Genomic DNA, 16,924 nt, shown 5'->3' with positions numbered 1-16,924 from the left:
CGGGCAGGCGCGGCCACACGTCTCGCCCTCTTCGCGCGGGGCCCGCGAGGGGGGCGCGCTCGGCGCACCCGGTGCGGCGACCCGCCGCGTACCCGTACAGGCATGCCGCTCGAAGTACCCAGAATTTGCGCAGACTTGACGCGCACAGCGTGGACATCCGCGTGGTGGGACTCCGTCTCGGGGCAAGGGCGGAACGCGCCCGCGTGTGGGACGTCGAGGGCGCGTATCCGCCACTTGATCCGGAAGCGCAGCGCCCCTAGGTGTTCCTGACGACCTGTCAGATACTGCGGTCGAATTCGGGCAGCTCGGGAGTGAAGAGGTGGAGGGACCACTCGCCGTCGAGTACGCGGGTCCAGACGGCGGTCCGGAGAACCCGGAGGGTGGTCGCCGGGGGGACCCGAGGAAGTCGTTGCAACTGGCCCCCGGGTTCCCGCCGGTTGAGGGGAGAAGAGTCACGCACGAGCACGGCCTCCGACGGGGACGGCCGGCCATCCACGCATGTCAGCATGGGAGCCGTGGGTCGAGCGACACCGTCCGTCCGCTCCCCCTCGGCATCCTCCTCCACGCGCCCCACCTCTCGCGCGTGCCCGTAACCGGAGCGGCGATGAAAGACCAGCCATCATTCCTGCACACCGTCGGCGGCTTCCTTTCCCGGTACGTGCCGCCACCCGCGCTGGCCGGCTTCCTCGTGCTGCTGGTGGCGATGTTCGCCGTGTCGTACGAGGTCGGCTCCGCCGTCGGCCCGGTCGCCCCGGGAATGCACTCCACCCCTGTCGATGACAGTGGTGGCGGTCGGTCAGAACCACACGGTCACGGCATGGGTGACATGCACTCGGGTGATGAACGATGACGGCGGCCCGGTCCACGAGCACCCCGACGACCACCGATCTGGTCATCGGTGGGATGACCTGCGCGGCGTGCGTGAGCCGCGTCGAGAAGCGCCTCACCCGGCTCGACGGGGTGACTGCCACGGTCGATCTCGCCACCGGACGGGCCAGGGTGAGTCATCCCACCGAGGTCACGGCGGACGATCTCGTGGCCGTTGTCGAACGGGCCGGATACACGGCCGAACTCCCGCCGGTTGCCGAACCGTGGGCAGCGACCGGCCGGTCGGACCGAGCACGGGACGCAGCAGTGCCCGAGCGCGATCGGCTGTTGATCACCGCGCTGCTCGCCGTGCCGGTGCTCGTGCTGTCCATGGCGCCCTCGCTGCAGTTCCGCAACTGGCAGTGGCTGTGCTTCGTGTTGTGCGCCCCGGTTGCCGTGTGGAGCGCCTGGCCCTTCCACCTGCGGGCGCTGCGCGGGCTGCGCCACGGTTCGGCCACGATGGACACCCTGGTCTCCCTCGGAGTCGTCGCATCGTTCTGCTGGTCCGTGTACGCGCTCTTCCTCGGCGGAGCGGGCGCTGCGGGCATGCGCATGCCCCTGGTCCTGCTTCCGTCCGCCGACGGCGGGATCGCACACGTCTATCTGGAGGCCACTGTCGCGGTACCGCTGTTCGTCCTGACCGGCCGGTTCCTCGAAGCGCGAGCCCGCAGCGGTACGGGTGAGGCCCTGCGCTCGCTGGCCGGGCTGGCCGTCAAGGACGTGACCGTGCGGGACAACGGGCGGGAGCGAAGAGTGCCTGTCGAGCGGCTGTCGGCCGGGCAGGAGTTCGTGGTGCGTCCCGGCGAACGGGTCGCCACCGACGGGGTGGTCGTCTCCGGCAGATCGGCGCTCGACCTCTCGTTGGTCACCGGGGAGAGCGAACCGGTCGAAGTCGGCCCGGGCCAGGCCGTGCCCGGGGCGGCCGTCAACGCCGGCGGCCTGCTCTTCGTACGGGCCACGGCCGTCGGCGCGGACACCCGGCTCGCCCGGATCACACGCATGGTCGCGGAGGCACAGGCCGGCAAGGCTCGGGCCCAGCGCCTGGCCGACAGGGCGGCAGGTGTCTTCGTACCGGTGATCCTGGCCCTGGCCGTCACCGTCCTCGGCTTCTGGCTGGGTGCCGGGGCGGACCCGCAGGCCGCCGTCACCGCGTGCGTGGCGGTCCTGGTCGTCGCCTGTCCCTGTGCCCTGGGCCTGGCCACCCCCACCGCCCTGCTGGCCGCCACCGGCCGCGGCGCCCGGCTCGGCGTTCTGGTCGCCGGACCACAGGCCCTGGAGACGCTGCGTCGCATCGACACCGTCGTCCTGGACAAGACCGGCACCCTCACCACCGGCCGCATGACCGTCTGCCATGTCACCGCGCTGCCCGGCGAAATGGACCGGGAGGCCGTGCTGCGGCTGGCGGGCGCGGCGGAGCAGGGGTCGGAGCACCCGTTGGGCCGAGCGGTCACGGCATACGCCCGAAGCGAGCTGTCCGACCGCCCTCTGCCCGACGCCACCGGCTTCCGGGCGACGCCCGGCGTCGGCGTCGTGGCGTACGTCGAGGGCCATCGGGTGGAGGTGGGTGCCCCCGTCGGTACCCTTCCGGCCGCTCTGGCCCGGGCGTCGGCGGCAGCCGAGGCCGCGGCCCACACACCGGTCCTCGTGCGGGTGGACGGTGTCGTCCGGGCCCTCCTCGCGGTCGGGGACACCGTGCGGCCGGGGAGCTACCGGGCCGTGCACCGGTTGAGGAACCTGGGAGTGGAACCGGTTCTGGCCACCGGCGACCGGGAGGCCACCGCCCGCTCCGTCGCCGCCGGACTCGGCATCACTCGCGTGCATGCCCGCTGCACACCCGAGGCGAAGGCGGAGCTGGTGCGGCGGTTGCGGGCGGAGGGCCGCCGGGTCGCGGTGATCGGCGACGGCGTGAACGACGCGGCCGCCCTGGCCCGTGCGGATCTCGGCATCGCCATGGGCACCGGCACGGACGTGGCGATCGGGGCCGCGGATGTGACACTCGTCCGCGGCGACATCGAGGCCGTCGGCGACGCGGTCCGCCTCGCCCGGCGCACGCTGGCGACGATCCGCGCCAACCTGACCTGGGCGTTCGGATACAACGCGGTCACCGTGCCACTGGCCGCGGTCGGCTGGCTCAACCCGATGTTCGCCGCCGCGGCGATGTCGGCCAGCTCACTGCTGGTGGTGGGCAACAGCCTGCGCCTGCGCACCTGGCGGCCGTCCCCCGCACGGCATCCCGGATCCCGTGTTCCGCATCACCGAGGAAGGACGCCATGACGAAGGATTCCGCGATGAAGAACCCCGGGCGACCGGCGGTCGCCGACGGCTGGACTCCGTCGCGGCGGCGCCTGCGCGAGGGGCTGGTCGCCGCTCTCGCCCCCTTGACGGCCTGCTGCGTGGCGCTCGGCGGGCTGACGGCCTGGACCGCCACGGGTGCCGCCGGAAGCCCGCCCCGCATCGAGGTCGGCGACGGGCGGGTCTTCGTGCCTTACAACAGCGAGGGGAACACCGCGGCGTTCTTCCGGATCGTCAACAACGGCGGGGTGGACGACCGGCTGGTGGCCGTCACCTCCGCGGCCGTCGACAGCGCCATGCTCAGCCGGCATGTGCGTCACGACGGCGGCGCGGGCTCCATGCGCATGATCGGCTCCGCCGGTGTGCCGGCCGGGAGGACGCTGACCATGTCGGCGAACACGGTGGACGTGATGGTGAAGCTGAAGGGCCATCGACAGGTCGGCGAGACGCTGCCCTTCGTGCTGCACTTCCGCCACAGCGATCCGATCGAGACCGTGGCGGTCATGGTGCGGCCGGGCGGCTGAACCGGCCGCCTTCACCACCGCCACACCGACGAGGTCCGCTCGCCCTTCGCGGCCTCCATGGTGCCGATGCCCGCCGTGGTGTCCGCGCTGCGAGTCCGAGTGACTGTCATGGACGACATCCCCGATCCGTCCACCGGGCGCGGGCCGAGGGCTCCGAGCAGTAGGGGCTGCAGCACCGAGAACGCCATGGCACAGGTGAGCAACACCGTCGACCTGTCAGCTCCTTGCACTGCGCCGTCGGTGTACCGCGCCCGCCCGCACCGATGTCTCCGTCCCACGCCATCGGCCGTTCCCCGGCCGCGTCAGGAGTCGGCGCCGAAGGCAGCCCGGTTCCCCACCGATTCTGTGGCGTGCGCCACATGTCACAGCGCCGAGGCCGTCGCCTTCGCACTTTTCGTACCCACCCGCGGCGACCGCGGGAGGAATGCAAGGATGGGCCAGCCATGACTCCAGGCCGAGGTTGTCGCGCGGTACGCGCTGCGGTGTTCGCAGCGACGTGTGTGCTGCTCGCCGCCCTCGGCCACGTCCTCATGTCCGGTACGGCCGTCCCCTGGTGGGCCATGGCCGCCGCCTTCGCGGCGACTGCGGCCGTTGCCTGGCTCCTCGGTGGCCGCGAACGCGGCGTTCTCACCGTGACCTCGATGGTGGTCGCCGCACAAGCGGCGCTGCACATGGGGTTCTCCCTGGCTCAGACGGCGGCTCGTCCCTCGGTGCCGGACGGCGTGTCCTTCGCCCAGCAGTGGGCCCGGTCCCTGCTGTGCGGGCCGACGGGCTCGGCCCGGATCACCGACGCGGAAGCCGTACGCATCGTCACCGAAGCGGGCCTCGGCAGCCGACTGCACCAACCACCGCCCGGCGCCGCGCACATGACCATGCCGGGCGGGATGCAGCACACCCATGACGGCATGCGGGCGATGACCGACCAGGCGGCCCTCGTGCCCACCGGACACGACATGGGCGGCATGTCGTCGGCCGGAATGCTGGCCGTCCACCTACTGGCGGCGATACTCTGCGGCCTCTGGCTGGCCTGCGGAGAGCAAGCCGCCTTCCGCCTGCTGCGTGCCTGCGCGGGATGGATCGTCGCGCCCCTGCGCCTGCTCCTGCGCCTCCCCGCACCTCTTCACCGGCCGCGCCTGCACGGCCGTCGTGACCACCGAGCCCGCGTCCCGCGGCAGCTCTTCCTCATCCACGCCCTCACCTCGCGGGGTCCGCCGTCCGGGATCGCTGTCATCTGACAGCCGGTCTCCCGACGTGCCGGTGTCCGTCACCGCACGCCTCGGGCATCGGCGTCGCCCGTGAGCGATGCCGTACACCTCACCGGTTCCGTGCACACGCGGAGCCGGATCCCGGACCCCGGAAGGACATCAGGCGATGCCCCCTGCCCTGCCACCGGCCGCGGCCGACGACGGCACCACACGCGACACCCACGGCGCCGACGAGCCGGTGACGCGTCTGGCGCTGGCCGCACGCGACGGCTCCCCCGACGCCGTCGACCGGTTCGTACGCGCCCTGCACCGCGACGTATGGCGTTACGTCGCCCACCTCGGCGCCGACCCCCAAGCCGCCGACGACCTCACTCAGGAGACGTTCTTGCGCGCTCTCTGCAGCCTCCATCGGTTCGAGGGGCGTTCCTCCGCTCGAACCTGGCTGCTCTCGATCGCCCGCCGCACCGTCGTGGACAGCCTCCGACGTGCCGCCGCCCGGCCCAGAATCTCGGACCGGGACGACTGGCAGACCGCGGTCGAGAGGACACAACCGCGTGATCTGCCCGGGTTCGAGGACGGAGTAGCACTCGCCGACCTCCTGGCCGCACTCCCGGCGGAACGCCGTGAGTCCTTCGTGCTCACCCAGCTCGTCGGACTCCCCTACGTGGAGGCCGCGGCGGCCCTGGGGTGCCCGGTCGGCACCGTCCGTTCACGTGTGTCCCGCGCCCGCGGCGCGCTGCTCGACCTGCTGAGAGACGCGGAGTCCCACACCACGCAAGGGGGGCCGGTACGACCTGCCCCCGGTGGCCGGGCCCCGGCGTTCCTTTCCACCGCGGCCTGAGAAGCCGACGGGCGTACACCCCAGGGGGCGCCGGCGCCGGGCTCGACCGGTCCGGCGCCCCCTCCGTCCGACTGCGGTCCCGGCCACGTCGCCACGGGCGGACGAAGTCGAGCGGAGTGCGAAGGCGCTCGACGTACACCCCTTCCGGCTTGCGGTTTCCACCGTGTCAACTCCTACGGTCGTCCATGTGGCCGGAGGGACCGGCCGGGTGATGGGAGGCACGGCAATGGCCTGGTCGATCGCGGATTTCGAAGAACACAACGGGGCTGCAGACCCCCGGCGACAGACGGCTCGCCCCGTCCGTGGAACGCCCGTGGTCCCGGTCGACCGGCGCCCCTGCCGGGGCGAGCGGTGGACAACCGGCACAGCGCAGAGATCGTCCGCCAGGACCACACCGAAAGGAATTTTGCACACCACGCAAAATTAAATAGCATGCACCCCATGAGTGCCGACGACATGTCTCTCGGACTGCGCGAACGCAAGAAGCGTGCGACGCGTGACGCCCTTGCGGACGTGGCGTTGCGCATGGCCGCGGACCGTGGAATCGAGAACGTGACCGTGGAAGCGGTCACCGATGCGGTCGGCGTCTCCGTGCGCACCTTCTTCAACTACTTCCCCTGTTTGGAAGACGCGATCATCCGCCCCGATCAGGACAACGCCGAGCGGGCCCGTCGGGCGGTACTCGACGCACCGAAGGAACTCACGGCACTCAATGCCCTGCGCGAGGCGATCGGCCAGGAGCTCGCCCACATCGAGGAGGATCACGAACGCTGGGAACTCCAGATGGCCGTGCTCAGGACCAGTCCTTCGCTGCTTCCCCGATTCCTGGCCGCACAGGGCGCGGACGAGCGCGCCCTGGTCGCTGTCGTGGCCGAACGCCTCGGCCAGGACCCCGAGTCCGATCTCTACCCTCGGCTTCTCGCGCATGTGGCGATCGCCGCCGTGCGCGCCGCCGTCGAGCTCTGGGTGGCGACCGGCCGTACCCGCACGTTCCAGAGCATCTGTCGCGAGGCGTTCAACTCGCTGGCCGACGGTCTGAGCGGCTGAAGCACATCCGAAGCCCCCAGCCGGGGGCCCTTCACCAGAGAATGAGGAACGTCAGCCGATGACCGCTGCCGTCACACCCGAAACCGGTGCGCCCGAGGGGGCGGCGCCAGGCGCCATGACACGTCGCCACATACTCCAGGCTATGTCGGGCCTGATGGCCGGCATGTTCGTGGCCATCCTGGCCTCCACCGTGGTCTCCAACGCCCTTCCCAGGATCATCGCCGATCTGCACGGAAGCCAGTCCTCCTACACCTGGGTGGTCACCGCCGAGCTTCTGGCGATGACGGCGACCGTCCCGATCTGGGGCAAGCTGTCCGATCTCTACGACAAGAAGCTGCTCATCCAGCTCTCCCTCTCGATGTTCATCGTCGGCTCGCTCGTCGCCGGCTTCTCGCACAGTGTCGGCCTGCTCATCGTGAGCCGCGTGGTGCAGGGCATCGGAGCGGGCGGTCTCACCGCGCTGGCCCAGGTGGTGATGGCAGCGATCATTCCGCCGCGTGAACTCGGCCGGTACTCCGGCATCTTCGGCGCCGTCTTCGCCGTCGGCACCGTCGCGGGACCGCTCATCGGCGGTGTGCTCGTGGACACCTCCTGGCTGGGGTGGCGCTGGTGCTTCTTCATCGGTGTGCCGTTCGCCCTCCTTGCGATCGTGCTGCTCCAGCTGACCCTGAAGCTGCCGACGGTCCGCAGAGAAGTGAAGATCGACTATCTCGGTGCCGTCCTCATCATGAGCGGGGTCAGCGCACTGCTGCTGTGGGTGACCCTCGCGGGCAACCGGTTCGACTGGGCGTCGTGGCAGACCGCCGCACTGGTCTCCGCCGGTGTGGTCCTGCTGGTCGCGGCGGTCGTGGTCGAATCCAGGGTCCAGGAGCCGATGATCCCGCTGGACATCTTCCGCAACCGCACCGTCACGCTGACGACGGTGGCGAGCCTGCTCGTCGGTGTGGCCATGTTCGGCGGCACGGTGTTCCTCTCCCAGTACTTCCAGATCTCGCTCGGCAAGTCTCCGACCGTCGCGGGCCTGATGAGCCTGCCGATGATCCTCGGTCTGATGCTGTCCACGACGATCGCCGGGCAGATCATCTCCGCCCGGGGCAAGTGGAAGGGCTTCCTCATCGCGGGCGGCATCATCATGACCGCGGGCATGGGCCTGCTGTCCACGATCAGCGCGGACTCCTCGTTCGGGCTGCTCAGCGTCTACATGGTGGTTCTCGGCGTCGGCGTCGGCATGCTGATGCAGAACCTGGTCCTGGCGGCCCAGAACGACGTACCCGCGTCGGAGCTCGGCGCGGCGACCTCGGTGCTGTCGTTCTTCCGCAGCCTCGGTGGGGCGATCGGCACGAGCGCGCTGGGCGCCGTGCTGAGCCACCGGGTGGCGAGTGAGCTGGAGAAGGGCTTCGGCGGGGCGGCGGGCGGCGGGGGCGCCGGGCACGGCGTTCCCGACCTCTCCACGCTTCCCGCACCGGCCCGGCTGATCGTCGAGCACGCGTACGGGGTCGCGACCGCGGATGTCTTCCTGATCGGAGCCCCCTTCGCGTTTCTCGCCCTGATCGCGGTGCTCTTCATCAAGGAGAAGCCGCTCAAGACACAGAGCGGCATGGAGCGGCTCGCGCAGGAGAATGCCGCCGCGGCGGGGGCGCCGTCGGCCCCGGCGCACTGAGCACACCGAGTCGGAGGAGGAGGGCCGCCGTGCCCGGACAGAATCTGCGGACGCGCAGGATGCAGCGTACGCGTGAGGACGTGGCGCGTACGGCGGCCGGACTCTTTCTCGCTCAGGGGTACGAACAGACCACCGTCGACCAGATCGCGGAGGCGGCGGAGGTCTCCTCACGCACGGTCTTCCGCTACTTCCCCGCCAAGGAGGATCTGGTGCTGGCCCCACTGACCGCGAGCGGGGACGCGCTGGTCGCGGAGCTTCGGTCACGACCGGAGGAAGAGAACCCCATGCGTGCGATGCGCGCGGCGTTCGGTGCGGTTCTGCGCACTCTGGAGGAAGGCGGCGCATCGGGTGTCGATGCGTCGCTCCTCCGGCTGATCGACCGGACGCCCGGCCTGAACGCCGAACTACTGCGCCGTACCGCCGGACTTGAGGCCCGGCTGGCCGAGGTCGTCGCGGAACGGGAAGGCATCCGCACCGGTTCCGACATGCGCCCCCAGCTGATGGTCGGCGTCTTCGTCACGGCCGGCCGCGTGGCGACGCGGAACTGGTGCGGCCAGGAACCCACCACTGCGTCGCGCATCGGTGCGCTGCTGGAATCCGTCCTCGACCAGATGGGTCCGGGGCTCTTCGGGGACTGGCGCGGCAGGAGCGAAGGCGGCACGGCCCCGTCACGGCCGTAGCCTGAGGAGCGGGGGCTCAGGTCGAACAGCTGGTCGCCAGGGGCGGATGAGGTGTTGGAGGCGTCGGGACGGGCGCCTGGACGGAGGGTGGGTACGGGGCGCCGGCGATCCATGTTCGAATCAGTCGGCCTTGCCCTGCACGACCCTGCGGAAGCCTTCCTGCGACCCCGCTTTTCGCGGCGCGGGCGATGCGTCACCGGGTCCGCCCGCAGGCGCCGTGAGCTACTCGGCCTCCCGAGTCGGCCCAGTGGCGCCACGCATGACCCGACGCGCATTGGCCTCCGCGTCCCGTTCGAAGCGGTCGGAGGGGTCGGACACCTTCAGCCCCGCACCGTTGTCAGTGCCTGCCACAGGCCCCTGGCGTTGTTGGATGACGTGGGTGAGTTCGTGGGCGAGGGTGTGTCTGTCGGCGCCACCGTCGCCGATGACGACGTGATTGCCGCTGGTGTAGGCGCGAGCGCCGACTTCGGCGGCGGACGCCCTTGCGGCACTGTCGTCGTGGATGAGGACATCGGAGAAGTCGGCACCGAGGCGGCTCTCCATATCAGCGCGAGTGGTGCCGTCCAGTGGCCTGCCGTTGGTACGGAGAACGTCCTGGACCGCGGAGCGCTGTACCGGAGCCGGCGCAAACTGGGGGCCGTGGCCGGCACCGCGTTGGTGCTGTTCCTGTGCCCAGGCGTGCCCGGCCTGCCGGAGCATCTGTACGACGGCGGCATTCCCGACGGTGGACTGCAGGGCAAGTAGTCCCAGGGGCCGGCCGCGAGCCGCAGCCGCGGATCCGTGGGCCACCGAACGGACGTCACCTGTCCCCTTCGATCTGACGCTCTCGTGGCGCTGCAAGACGGCTTCTTTCCTAGGAGGGATACGGCTTCGTCCTGCATACGCGCTGAGCAAGCACGGGCGCCAGGTACTTGAGGGCAGAGTGAACCGGCCACGCGGGCAATCACCCACGACTGTCACAGCTGTTCATGCTCGGCCAGGGCGTGAGCGGCGGACGGCAGACCACTGAATCCCGCTCGGCGCGATCAACAACGTGCCCCAGGTGATCACACGTATGTCCTCGCACGGTGGCATCACCTGTCACCAGGACGGGAGATACCACCGCGTTCATTTTCAGGGCAGGAATTCGTAGAACGGGCCGTCAGGTGCGAAGTTGCGAGAACAGACCGTCACGTCTCTGCCCTTGAGGTAAGCCAGCAGCCACTCACCGAACGTCATCTCGTAGAGAGTCCAGGCCGGACTGTCGAACTCCTGGACCACGATGCGCCAGGGCGACGAGGGGTTGTCGGGAATGCGAAGGAAGACCGCCTCGCCCGTCGTGGCCGACGCCACCGGCATCAGTTCCCCGGGGGCCGCCCCCACCGGACTCGGCAGGAACTCCACCATGTCCTCATCGCGCCAGAGCTCAAGATCCTCCCTGATTTTTTCGCCCAGACTGTGCAGAAGATGGCCGGCGGGGTGCTTCAGATACAACTGCTTATTGATCTCTATCGAGCCGTAGGCGTCCACGACCTCACGGAAGTCCGCAGGAAATTCAATACCCAGTTCCTGCTCCAGTCCGATCCATGGAGCCGGATCCGACCAGTTGAACCGGGGTTCGCCCAAGAGGGCTGTGATCTCTGGAAGCGTTGTCACCACGAGGTCCTTCTTGCACGTCGAGCGGATGCCTGCGTTGGAGTTGACCGCAGTACAGGCGACAGTCTCCTCGGCTTCCTGGGCTCCGTACATGATCGCCCCCACCTGAACGGTGACAGGAACGGCCGAGTGAGGGTCTCCGTAGGACCTGGCCCCACACCTGCTCCTGTGATCCGGACACGACACACGTACAGCGTGCGGACCGGATCCGACTCGTGTCGGATCTCCTTGCTCAGGAGATGTCAGTGAGGTTTTCTCAACGAAATGATCTCGTAAGGTGACTCGCCCCAGGGAATCCCGCGAGCCGCGACGAGTCCTGCGGCGTCCGGCGGTCCTACTGTCCAACCCGTTACCGAGGAGGACTTCTGATGCGCAGCGTGACCTATTCGATGAACGTCTCACTTGATGGCTACATCGTGGGGCCGGACGGCGACTTCAACTGGACGGCGCCCGCCGAGGAGGTCTTTCGCTCCTGGATCGACGAAATTCGGGAGGTCGACGTCCACCTGTTGGGACGACGGCTGTACGAGACGATGCTGTACTGGGAGACAGCCGACCAGGATCCATCGCTCGACGATTCCATGCTCGAGTGGGCCGCGATCTGGAAGCGGCTCCCCAAGGTGGTGTTCTCCACCACGCTGTCGACGGTGCAGGGCAATGCCCGCCTGGCCTCCGGCGGCCTGGCGGAGGAGATCGAGCGATGGCGAGCCGAGCCGGGAGAGGGCGACATCGCGATCGGCGGCGCGACTCTCGCCGCCGAGGCGGCCGCGTCGGGGCTGATCGACGAGTACCGGGCCAGGGTCTATCCGGTGCTGGTTGGTGGTGGCATTCCGTTCTTTCCCCAGCACGAGCGCCGGGTGGATCTCGAACTCGTCGAGAACCGCACCTTCAGCTCGAAAGTCGTCCACCTCCGCTACCGCGTGGCGCGTTAGCCGGCTCGTCCGCCGAGCCCCAGTGGGAACGGGCCAGTCGGTGACGTCTTCTCAGCGAAGATCACTTCCAGTGTCTGTTGAGGACGAGGGCGGCGCGGGTGATGTCGCCGATTCGGCTTGGGCCGTCGGCGGCATGTTGCAGGGTGCTCCGGCGTTGTTTGAGGCGGTGCGTTCGCTCAGGACGCGGACCGGCACCGCCTGGCGAAACGACCCAGCGCCCGGGAGCGCCGGGGCATCCCGAGGTTTCGTCGGTGTGCGGTGAACAAACGGGCAAGGTACTCCACCACGTGGCGGGGAACGTCGAGCGCGGCAACACGGGTAACCAACGTGAAGCCTCTGGCTGTTGCGAACATGATCTCGCAGTGCGACCTGTCCCATCAGAGGCTTCACGTCTATCCGCGACTGACTCCCACGCGTCCGACGCGCGCACGAGCGCACGATTTACGCTGCATCGCGAAGATCAATTCAGCGAAAAGCCTCAGTGGTCTGAGCATGGAATACACACCCTTTCAGACCCCATTCCATCAAATTCCGCATACTCCACGGCTCACTGCCGAACCGGGCTCCGATAAAGGTGGCGTCACCGTGGAAGGATGCGCGCCCCGAGTGGGTGCCGCGGATACAGAAATAAACACCTGCGCCGAACAACGCTTCTTCGAATTGAGGTTGTTCCATAGAACTGAGCTCCGGAGAAGTCCCCGTATCCCACACGGCAGCTGTAAGTTGTGATCTTCGTTGTGGGGTCACCTTGTCGCTTCTGTGGTGACGTTGTTCCAGCGGCGGTGGGCCTGGACGGCTTGGTGCTGGTGATGGCGGCGCCAGGCGGACCAGTGCAGGACGCGCCCGAGGTCGCGGCGAGGCGCCGGAAGGGCCGTGACGCGGAGCACCGCGAGCAGTTCGCGGGGGCTGGCGGGGATGAGCGCAATGTCGGCGGCCGGGGCGGCGGTGAGGGAGCGGGTGACGGCCAGGACCGCGGCGGCGAGAAGGCTGATCAGGCTCCAGCGCATCCAGGAATTCCAGCAGGTGACCTGGCCCTGGTCGAGGCCGGTCAGACCCTTCGCGCCCTGGAAGTCCTCTTCGATCTTCCTGTGGGGCTCGAAAAGTCATCGCTGCAGGTAGGGCCCGCGTGCAAGGCCCTGGAAGGTGACTGGGATGCTGCGCGGGTGATCATCTCGATCCTGTACCGGGCTACTCGAGCACTACTTTCCGTGCCAGCAGTGTTACTTCGCCGAGATCCTGCTAAGGACGCCGAACTACTGGTGCTGCGGCACGAGAACGCGGTGCTGCGCCGTCAACTCGCCGGTCCGGTCCGCTACGAGCCCGCGGATCGGTTCTGGCTGGCCGCACTGTCGTCGCTGATACTGCGCCGCCATTGGAAGCGTGTCTTCCCGGTCGCTCCAGCGACGCTACTGGCATGGCACCGCAGGCTGATCGCGAAGCGGTGGGACTACTCCCACCGACGTCGACGCACCGGCCGCCCACCCACGGCGGCTGCACTCAAGAAGCTGGTCCTGCGTCTGGCGCGCGAGAACCCGCAGTGGGGGCACCGGCGGATCCACGGTGAACTGGCCCGTCTGGGACATGCGCTCGCGCCATCCACGGTCTGGCAGATCCTGCACGCGGCCGGCATCGACCCGGCTCCGCGCCGGACCGGCCCGAGCTGGCGGGAGTTCCTCACTGCGCAGGCGGAGGGGATCATCGCGGCGGACTTCTTCCACATCGACACGGTCACCGGTAGGCGGCTGTACGCGTTGGCGTTCCTCGAACTCGGCACCCGCAAGCTCCACATTACTGGCGTCACCGCTCATCCCACCGCGCAGTGGGCGACCCAGCAGGCTCGCAACCTGACTGCCGACCTCGGCACCCGCGTCGAGTCGCTCCGCTTCGTCCTGCGCGACCGCGACAGCAAGTACATCGACTCCTTCGACGGCGTCTTCGAGGCCGAGGAGATGGAGATCCTCAAGAGTGCGCCGCGAGCTCCTCGGATGAACGCCCACTGTGAGCGGGTGATCGGCAGCATCCGGCGTGAGGCTCTCGACCATGTCCTCATCATGAACGAGGCCCACGCCCGGCACGTCCTGGCCGCCTACGAGCGGCACTACAACGAGCACCGCCCCCACCGAGCACGCAAGCAACTACCTCCGGGCGCCGACCAGCAGCCCATCACCGTGCACGACCTCGAAGTCCGCAGACTCCTGCGCACCCGCATCCTCGGCGGCGCCATTAACGAGTACCGCTATGCGACTTAACCTGCAGCGACGACTTTCCGAGCCCCACAAGTCCAGAGCTGGGATGCACGGTGCCGTCGTCACTTCGCTGGTCTCGACCTCGTACAGGGTCGTGGTGCTCACGCACTCACCCCTTCAACGGCAGCGACCAGGAGCGCGACGGCATCGGCCTCGTACGGGTCGGTGAACAACTCGTGGTCGCTGACGGCGAACGGCGCCGGCCGCGCGGAGACCCTGAATCCAGGTATGACGGCGGTCTCCCGCCCCTCCAGTGCGGGGGTGATCCGGTCGGTGTCCTGGGAGACGTGCCGGGCCTGGGTGTAGGGGCCGAGGCGCAGCAGGGTGTAGCCCTTGCTGTCGGTCTTGCGGGCTTCGGCGTAGGTGGCGTTGTTCGCGGGGTCCATGCCGAGGTTGTCGGGGAGGTCCAGGCCCGCCGCGGCGTGGGTGAGCGGCGCGTAGGCCGGGCTCCAGGCTCCGAGGATCTTGGCCGTCTCGCAGCGCAGCCAGCCCGGCTTCCGGTAGCGGTCGCCCGAGCCGGCCGGAATGTGCAGGTGCGGTGAGGGCAGCGTTCTCGAGGGTCAGGACGGAGCCTGGCGGCGGCGAAGGCGCAGCAGTATCCCGCCCACCGCCAGTGTTGCCACGGCGCCCGACGCGATACCGATGGCCAATCCGCCATCGAAGCCTGGCCCTTCGTTCGATGCCGCGGTCTCGTCCTGACCCGATACCGTCACTTTCGAGCGCAGGACGATCGCGGGGTAGTCGCACACGTAGTCGCGGTCCTTTTCCGTCACGCAGTCGGCGCTCTTGTGTCGTAGCGTGAAGGTCACCGGATACGTTCCGGGCTTCACCGTCTTCTTGATCCGGCCCGCGCCCACCCAGGCGCTCTTGGTGTCACCGAGGGCGGTGTCGTCGGTCAGTGCAGGGCTTGAGACCTCGACTGCCGTCGGGTGTGGGTTGCCGGGGCGTTCCTTGACCGTGAGGTTCACTATCTCGCCAGGCGCTGCGGGGCCACCGACGGAGCCGTACCCCTGCTTGGGGAAGGGGAGCTGATCGGCATGGGCCGCTCCGGCCTGCCCGAGCAACATCAACGACAAGGCAATTGCGGCAAGTCCGCAGCGGACGGACGAACGTGTGAAGTCGATCATACGTGCCTCCCCGTGCCAGTAGTGGTCATACGATCTTGACTGACCTTGACACGGCCACGCCAGGCGGTTTGGCATGTGTCTCTATTCATGTGGGAGATGACCATGAGGTTACGCAGAGCGCTGGGTACTGCGGCGGGCGCCGCAGCGCTCATTTTACTGCCGGGCTTTCCGGCGATTGCCGATCAAGGCGATCCGACTCCCTCGGGGAACGCCACCCCGAGCACCCCGACGGAGCAGTCCTCCGTTTCGCCACCTGCCGTCCCGGAGCAGTCTTCCGTCCCGTCGGTCCCTGTCCCGGAGAAGCAGTCTTCCGTCCCGCCGACCCCTGTTCCAGCGGGCGGGGACAATGACGCGCGCGGGTTCACGCCGGCTGACGCCGACGACTACTGGACCCCGGAACGCATGCGGGCCGCGAAGCCCGTCAAGGAGCAGGAGGCCAAGCACTTTCCCGCTCCGACCAGGATGGATCGCGCCGCCAGCCAGCCGTTCGAAGGGTTGCCCATCGTCGGCACCTTCTTTTGGAACGACGGCACCGAAACCGGCCGCTTCTGCGGTGGTACGGTCGTCAAGAGCCCCGGCAAGAACATCGTGATGAGCGCCGGTCACTGCTTCGACGACCAGGACGCGCGCAAGAACCTCGCGTTCGTCCCGCAGTACGACGACGGGAAGAAGCCGCACGGCTCCTTCACTGTCAAGCCTGGGCGTATCTACGTCGACAAGCGGTACCTGTCCAAGGGCCCGGACGCCGCGGCCGACCTCGACTTCAACTTCCTGCAGCTCGAACCGCGCGGCGGCAAGAACGTCGAGGACGTCGTCGGCGGTGCCGAGCTGATGATCAACGCCGGGTACAACCACGACCCCACCCGTCTCATCGGCTACCCGGCCAACCAGAGGCGCCCGCTGGACTGCATGGACAAGACCGTCCGTTACGACAGCACCGACCCCAAGATCCCGGGCAGCTTCCTGCGCATCGCCTGTGACAAGTACTCGGGTGGTGCCTCCGGTGGCCCGTTCCTCATCAAGCGGGGCAGCGACTGGGGCATCATCGGCGTCATCGGCGGCTGGAAGACGGGCGGCGACAAGGACGACATCTCCTACAGCTCCTACCTCGACGGCGACGCCAAGGCGCTGTACGACGACGCGGTCAACAACCGTCAGCCGGCGGGCCGTGGTGTCCTGGGCAAGGCCGAGACCTGGCAGCATGCCGACGTCATGACGGGTGGCTACTTCACTGACGGCAATCCAGGATCCTGGGACTACTCCGACCTGATCGTGCGCTGGTCCGACGGCGAGCTGACCTTGTACCGCGGTGCCGGGGAGGAAGCCGACAACTTCGACAAGGAGATTCGTCTCGTCGCGCCCAACGGCACCTGGAAGCACGCCGTGACCATGGCCGCGGGCGACTTCACCGGGGCCGACCGCGACGACCTCATCGTCCGATGGACGGACGGCGAACTGACGCTCTATCCCGATGTCGACGAGAAGGGGCTCCACGGCGAGGTACAGCTGCAGAAGCCCAACGACCTGTGGAAGCACGCCACTTCCATAACCGGTGGTCGCTACACGACCAGCAACAAGTGGGCCGACGATCTCCTGGTTCGCTGGAGCGACGGTGAAGTCACGCTGTACACCGACGTCAACCGCGACGGCTTCCACGGCGAAAAGAAGCTCGCCGCGCCCAACGGCACCTGGCAGCACGCCTCGACGATCACGTCGGGCGACTTCACCGGCAACGACCAGCACGACCTCATCGTGCGCTGGACGGACGGCGAACTAGGGTCTGTTTCTTGGATCATGTTCGGAGCCAGATCGCGAGGGCCGCGAGGGTGACGGTGCCGAGGTAGATGTAGGCGCGTTTCTCGTAGCGG

Annotated in this window: 16 protein-coding genes; 11 read left to right on the top strand and 5 right to left on the bottom strand. The window is 68.6% G+C overall.

The features are described from left to right. Positions 1-604 precede the first annotated feature (604 nt). From ACIQCZ_RS37865 to ACIQCZ_RS37830, 8 genes are all read left to right on the top strand, one after another. Positions 605-850, top strand: coding sequence for a hypothetical protein (locus ACIQCZ_RS37865; protein ID WP_402289954.1), 246 nt, complete (start codon positions 605-607; stop codon positions 848-850). Beyond that, on the top strand, positions 847-3,141 hold the full coding sequence (locus ACIQCZ_RS37860) for a heavy metal translocating P-type ATPase (protein WP_402289951.1): 2,295 nt from the start codon (positions 847-849) through the stop codon (positions 3,139-3,141). The genes ACIQCZ_RS37865 and ACIQCZ_RS37860 overlap by 4 nt, the downstream gene beginning before the upstream one ends. Continuing rightward, a complete protein-coding gene (locus ACIQCZ_RS37855; protein ID WP_402289949.1) occupies positions 3,138-3,683 on the top strand; it encodes a copper chaperone PCu(A)C in 546 nt (181 codons plus the stop codon). The genes ACIQCZ_RS37860 and ACIQCZ_RS37855 overlap by 4 nt, the downstream gene beginning before the upstream one ends. A 443-nt stretch (positions 3,684-4,126) precedes the next feature. Then, positions 4,127-4,918 (top strand): hypothetical protein, encoded by a 792-nt coding sequence (locus tag ACIQCZ_RS37850; RefSeq protein WP_402289947.1) that lies wholly within the window; start codon positions 4,127-4,129, stop codon positions 4,916-4,918. Between the two features lie 136 nt (positions 4,919-5,054). Beyond that, the gene (locus tag ACIQCZ_RS37845) at positions 5,055-5,729 is read left to right on the top strand and encodes a sigma-70 family RNA polymerase sigma factor (RefSeq protein WP_402289945.1); all 675 of its coding nucleotides are present in this window, start codon (positions 5,055-5,057) and stop codon (positions 5,727-5,729) included. Between the two features lie 441 nt (positions 5,730-6,170). Continuing rightward, positions 6,171-6,776 (top strand): TetR family transcriptional regulator, encoded by a 606-nt coding sequence (locus tag ACIQCZ_RS37840; RefSeq protein ID WP_402289943.1) that lies wholly within the window; start codon positions 6,171-6,173, stop codon positions 6,774-6,776. A gap of 58 nt (positions 6,777-6,834) precedes the next feature. Next, positions 6,835-8,436: an MDR family MFS transporter gene (locus ACIQCZ_RS37835; protein WP_402289941.1), complete on the top strand. Its 1,602-nt coding sequence runs from the start codon at positions 6,835-6,837 to the stop codon at positions 8,434-8,436. 29 nt (positions 8,437-8,465) lie between these two features. Further along, a complete protein-coding gene (locus ACIQCZ_RS37830) occupies positions 8,466-9,116 on the top strand; it encodes a TetR/AcrR family transcriptional regulator (protein WP_402289939.1) in 651 nt (216 codons plus the stop codon). A 222-nt stretch (positions 9,117-9,338) separates the two neighbouring features. Here ACIQCZ_RS37830 and ACIQCZ_RS37825 read toward each other — a convergent pair whose 3' ends face one another. Together ACIQCZ_RS37825 and ACIQCZ_RS37820 are read right to left on the bottom strand one after the other, a co-directional pair. After that, the gene (locus tag ACIQCZ_RS37825; RefSeq protein WP_402289937.1) at positions 9,339-9,659 is read right to left on the bottom strand and encodes a DUF4157 domain-containing protein; all 321 of its coding nucleotides are present in this window, start codon (positions 9,657-9,659) and stop codon (positions 9,339-9,341) included. A 570-nt stretch (positions 9,660-10,229) separates the two neighbouring features. Continuing rightward, the gene (locus ACIQCZ_RS37820; protein ID WP_402289935.1) at positions 10,230-10,844 is read right to left on the bottom strand and encodes an SMI1/KNR4 family protein; all 615 of its coding nucleotides are present in this window, start codon (positions 10,842-10,844) and stop codon (positions 10,230-10,232) included. A gap of 275 nt (positions 10,845-11,119) precedes the next feature. Here ACIQCZ_RS37820 and ACIQCZ_RS37815 point away from each other — a divergent pair, with 275 nt between their 5' ends. Next, positions 11,120-11,683 (top strand): dihydrofolate reductase family protein, encoded by a 564-nt coding sequence (locus ACIQCZ_RS37815; RefSeq protein WP_402289934.1) that lies wholly within the window; start codon positions 11,120-11,122, stop codon positions 11,681-11,683. A 743-nt stretch (positions 11,684-12,426) separates the two neighbouring features. Here ACIQCZ_RS37815 and ACIQCZ_RS37810 read toward each other — a convergent pair. After that, a complete protein-coding gene (locus tag ACIQCZ_RS37810; RefSeq protein WP_402289932.1) occupies positions 12,427-12,690 on the bottom strand; it encodes a hypothetical protein in 264 nt (87 codons plus the stop codon). 156 nt (positions 12,691-12,846) lie between these two features. Here ACIQCZ_RS37810 and ACIQCZ_RS37805 point away from each other — a divergent pair, with 156 nt between their 5' ends. Then, the gene (locus ACIQCZ_RS37805; RefSeq protein ID WP_402289930.1) at positions 12,847-13,932 is read left to right on the top strand and encodes an integrase core domain-containing protein; all 1,086 of its coding nucleotides are present in this window, start codon (positions 12,847-12,849) and stop codon (positions 13,930-13,932) included. A gap of 98 nt (positions 13,933-14,030) precedes the next feature. Here ACIQCZ_RS37805 and ACIQCZ_RS37800 read toward each other — a convergent pair whose 3' ends face one another. Next, positions 14,031-14,315: a hypothetical protein gene (locus tag ACIQCZ_RS37800; RefSeq protein ID WP_402289928.1), complete on the bottom strand. Its 285-nt coding sequence runs from the start codon at positions 14,313-14,315 to the stop codon at positions 14,031-14,033. 174 nt (positions 14,316-14,489) lie between these two features. Beyond that, a complete protein-coding gene (locus ACIQCZ_RS37795; protein ID WP_402289926.1) occupies positions 14,490-15,056 on the bottom strand; it encodes a hypothetical protein in 567 nt (188 codons plus the stop codon). Positions 15,057-15,458: 402 nt separating this feature from the next. Between ACIQCZ_RS37795 and ACIQCZ_RS37790 the strand changes: the two genes are divergently transcribed. Then, on the top strand, positions 15,459-16,886 hold the full coding sequence (locus ACIQCZ_RS37790; protein WP_402289923.1) for a trypsin-like serine peptidase: 1,428 nt from the start codon (positions 15,459-15,461) through the stop codon (positions 16,884-16,886). The last annotated feature ends 38 nt before the right edge of the window (positions 16,887-16,924 follow it).

The sequence above is a fragment of the Streptomyces sp. NPDC093149 genome (assembly GCF_044754145.1).
In the GTDB taxonomy this organism is placed as follows: domain Bacteria; phylum Actinomycetota; class Actinomycetes; order Streptomycetales; family Streptomycetaceae; genus Streptomyces.
This window is presented reverse-complemented; position numbering and strand designations above follow the sequence as displayed.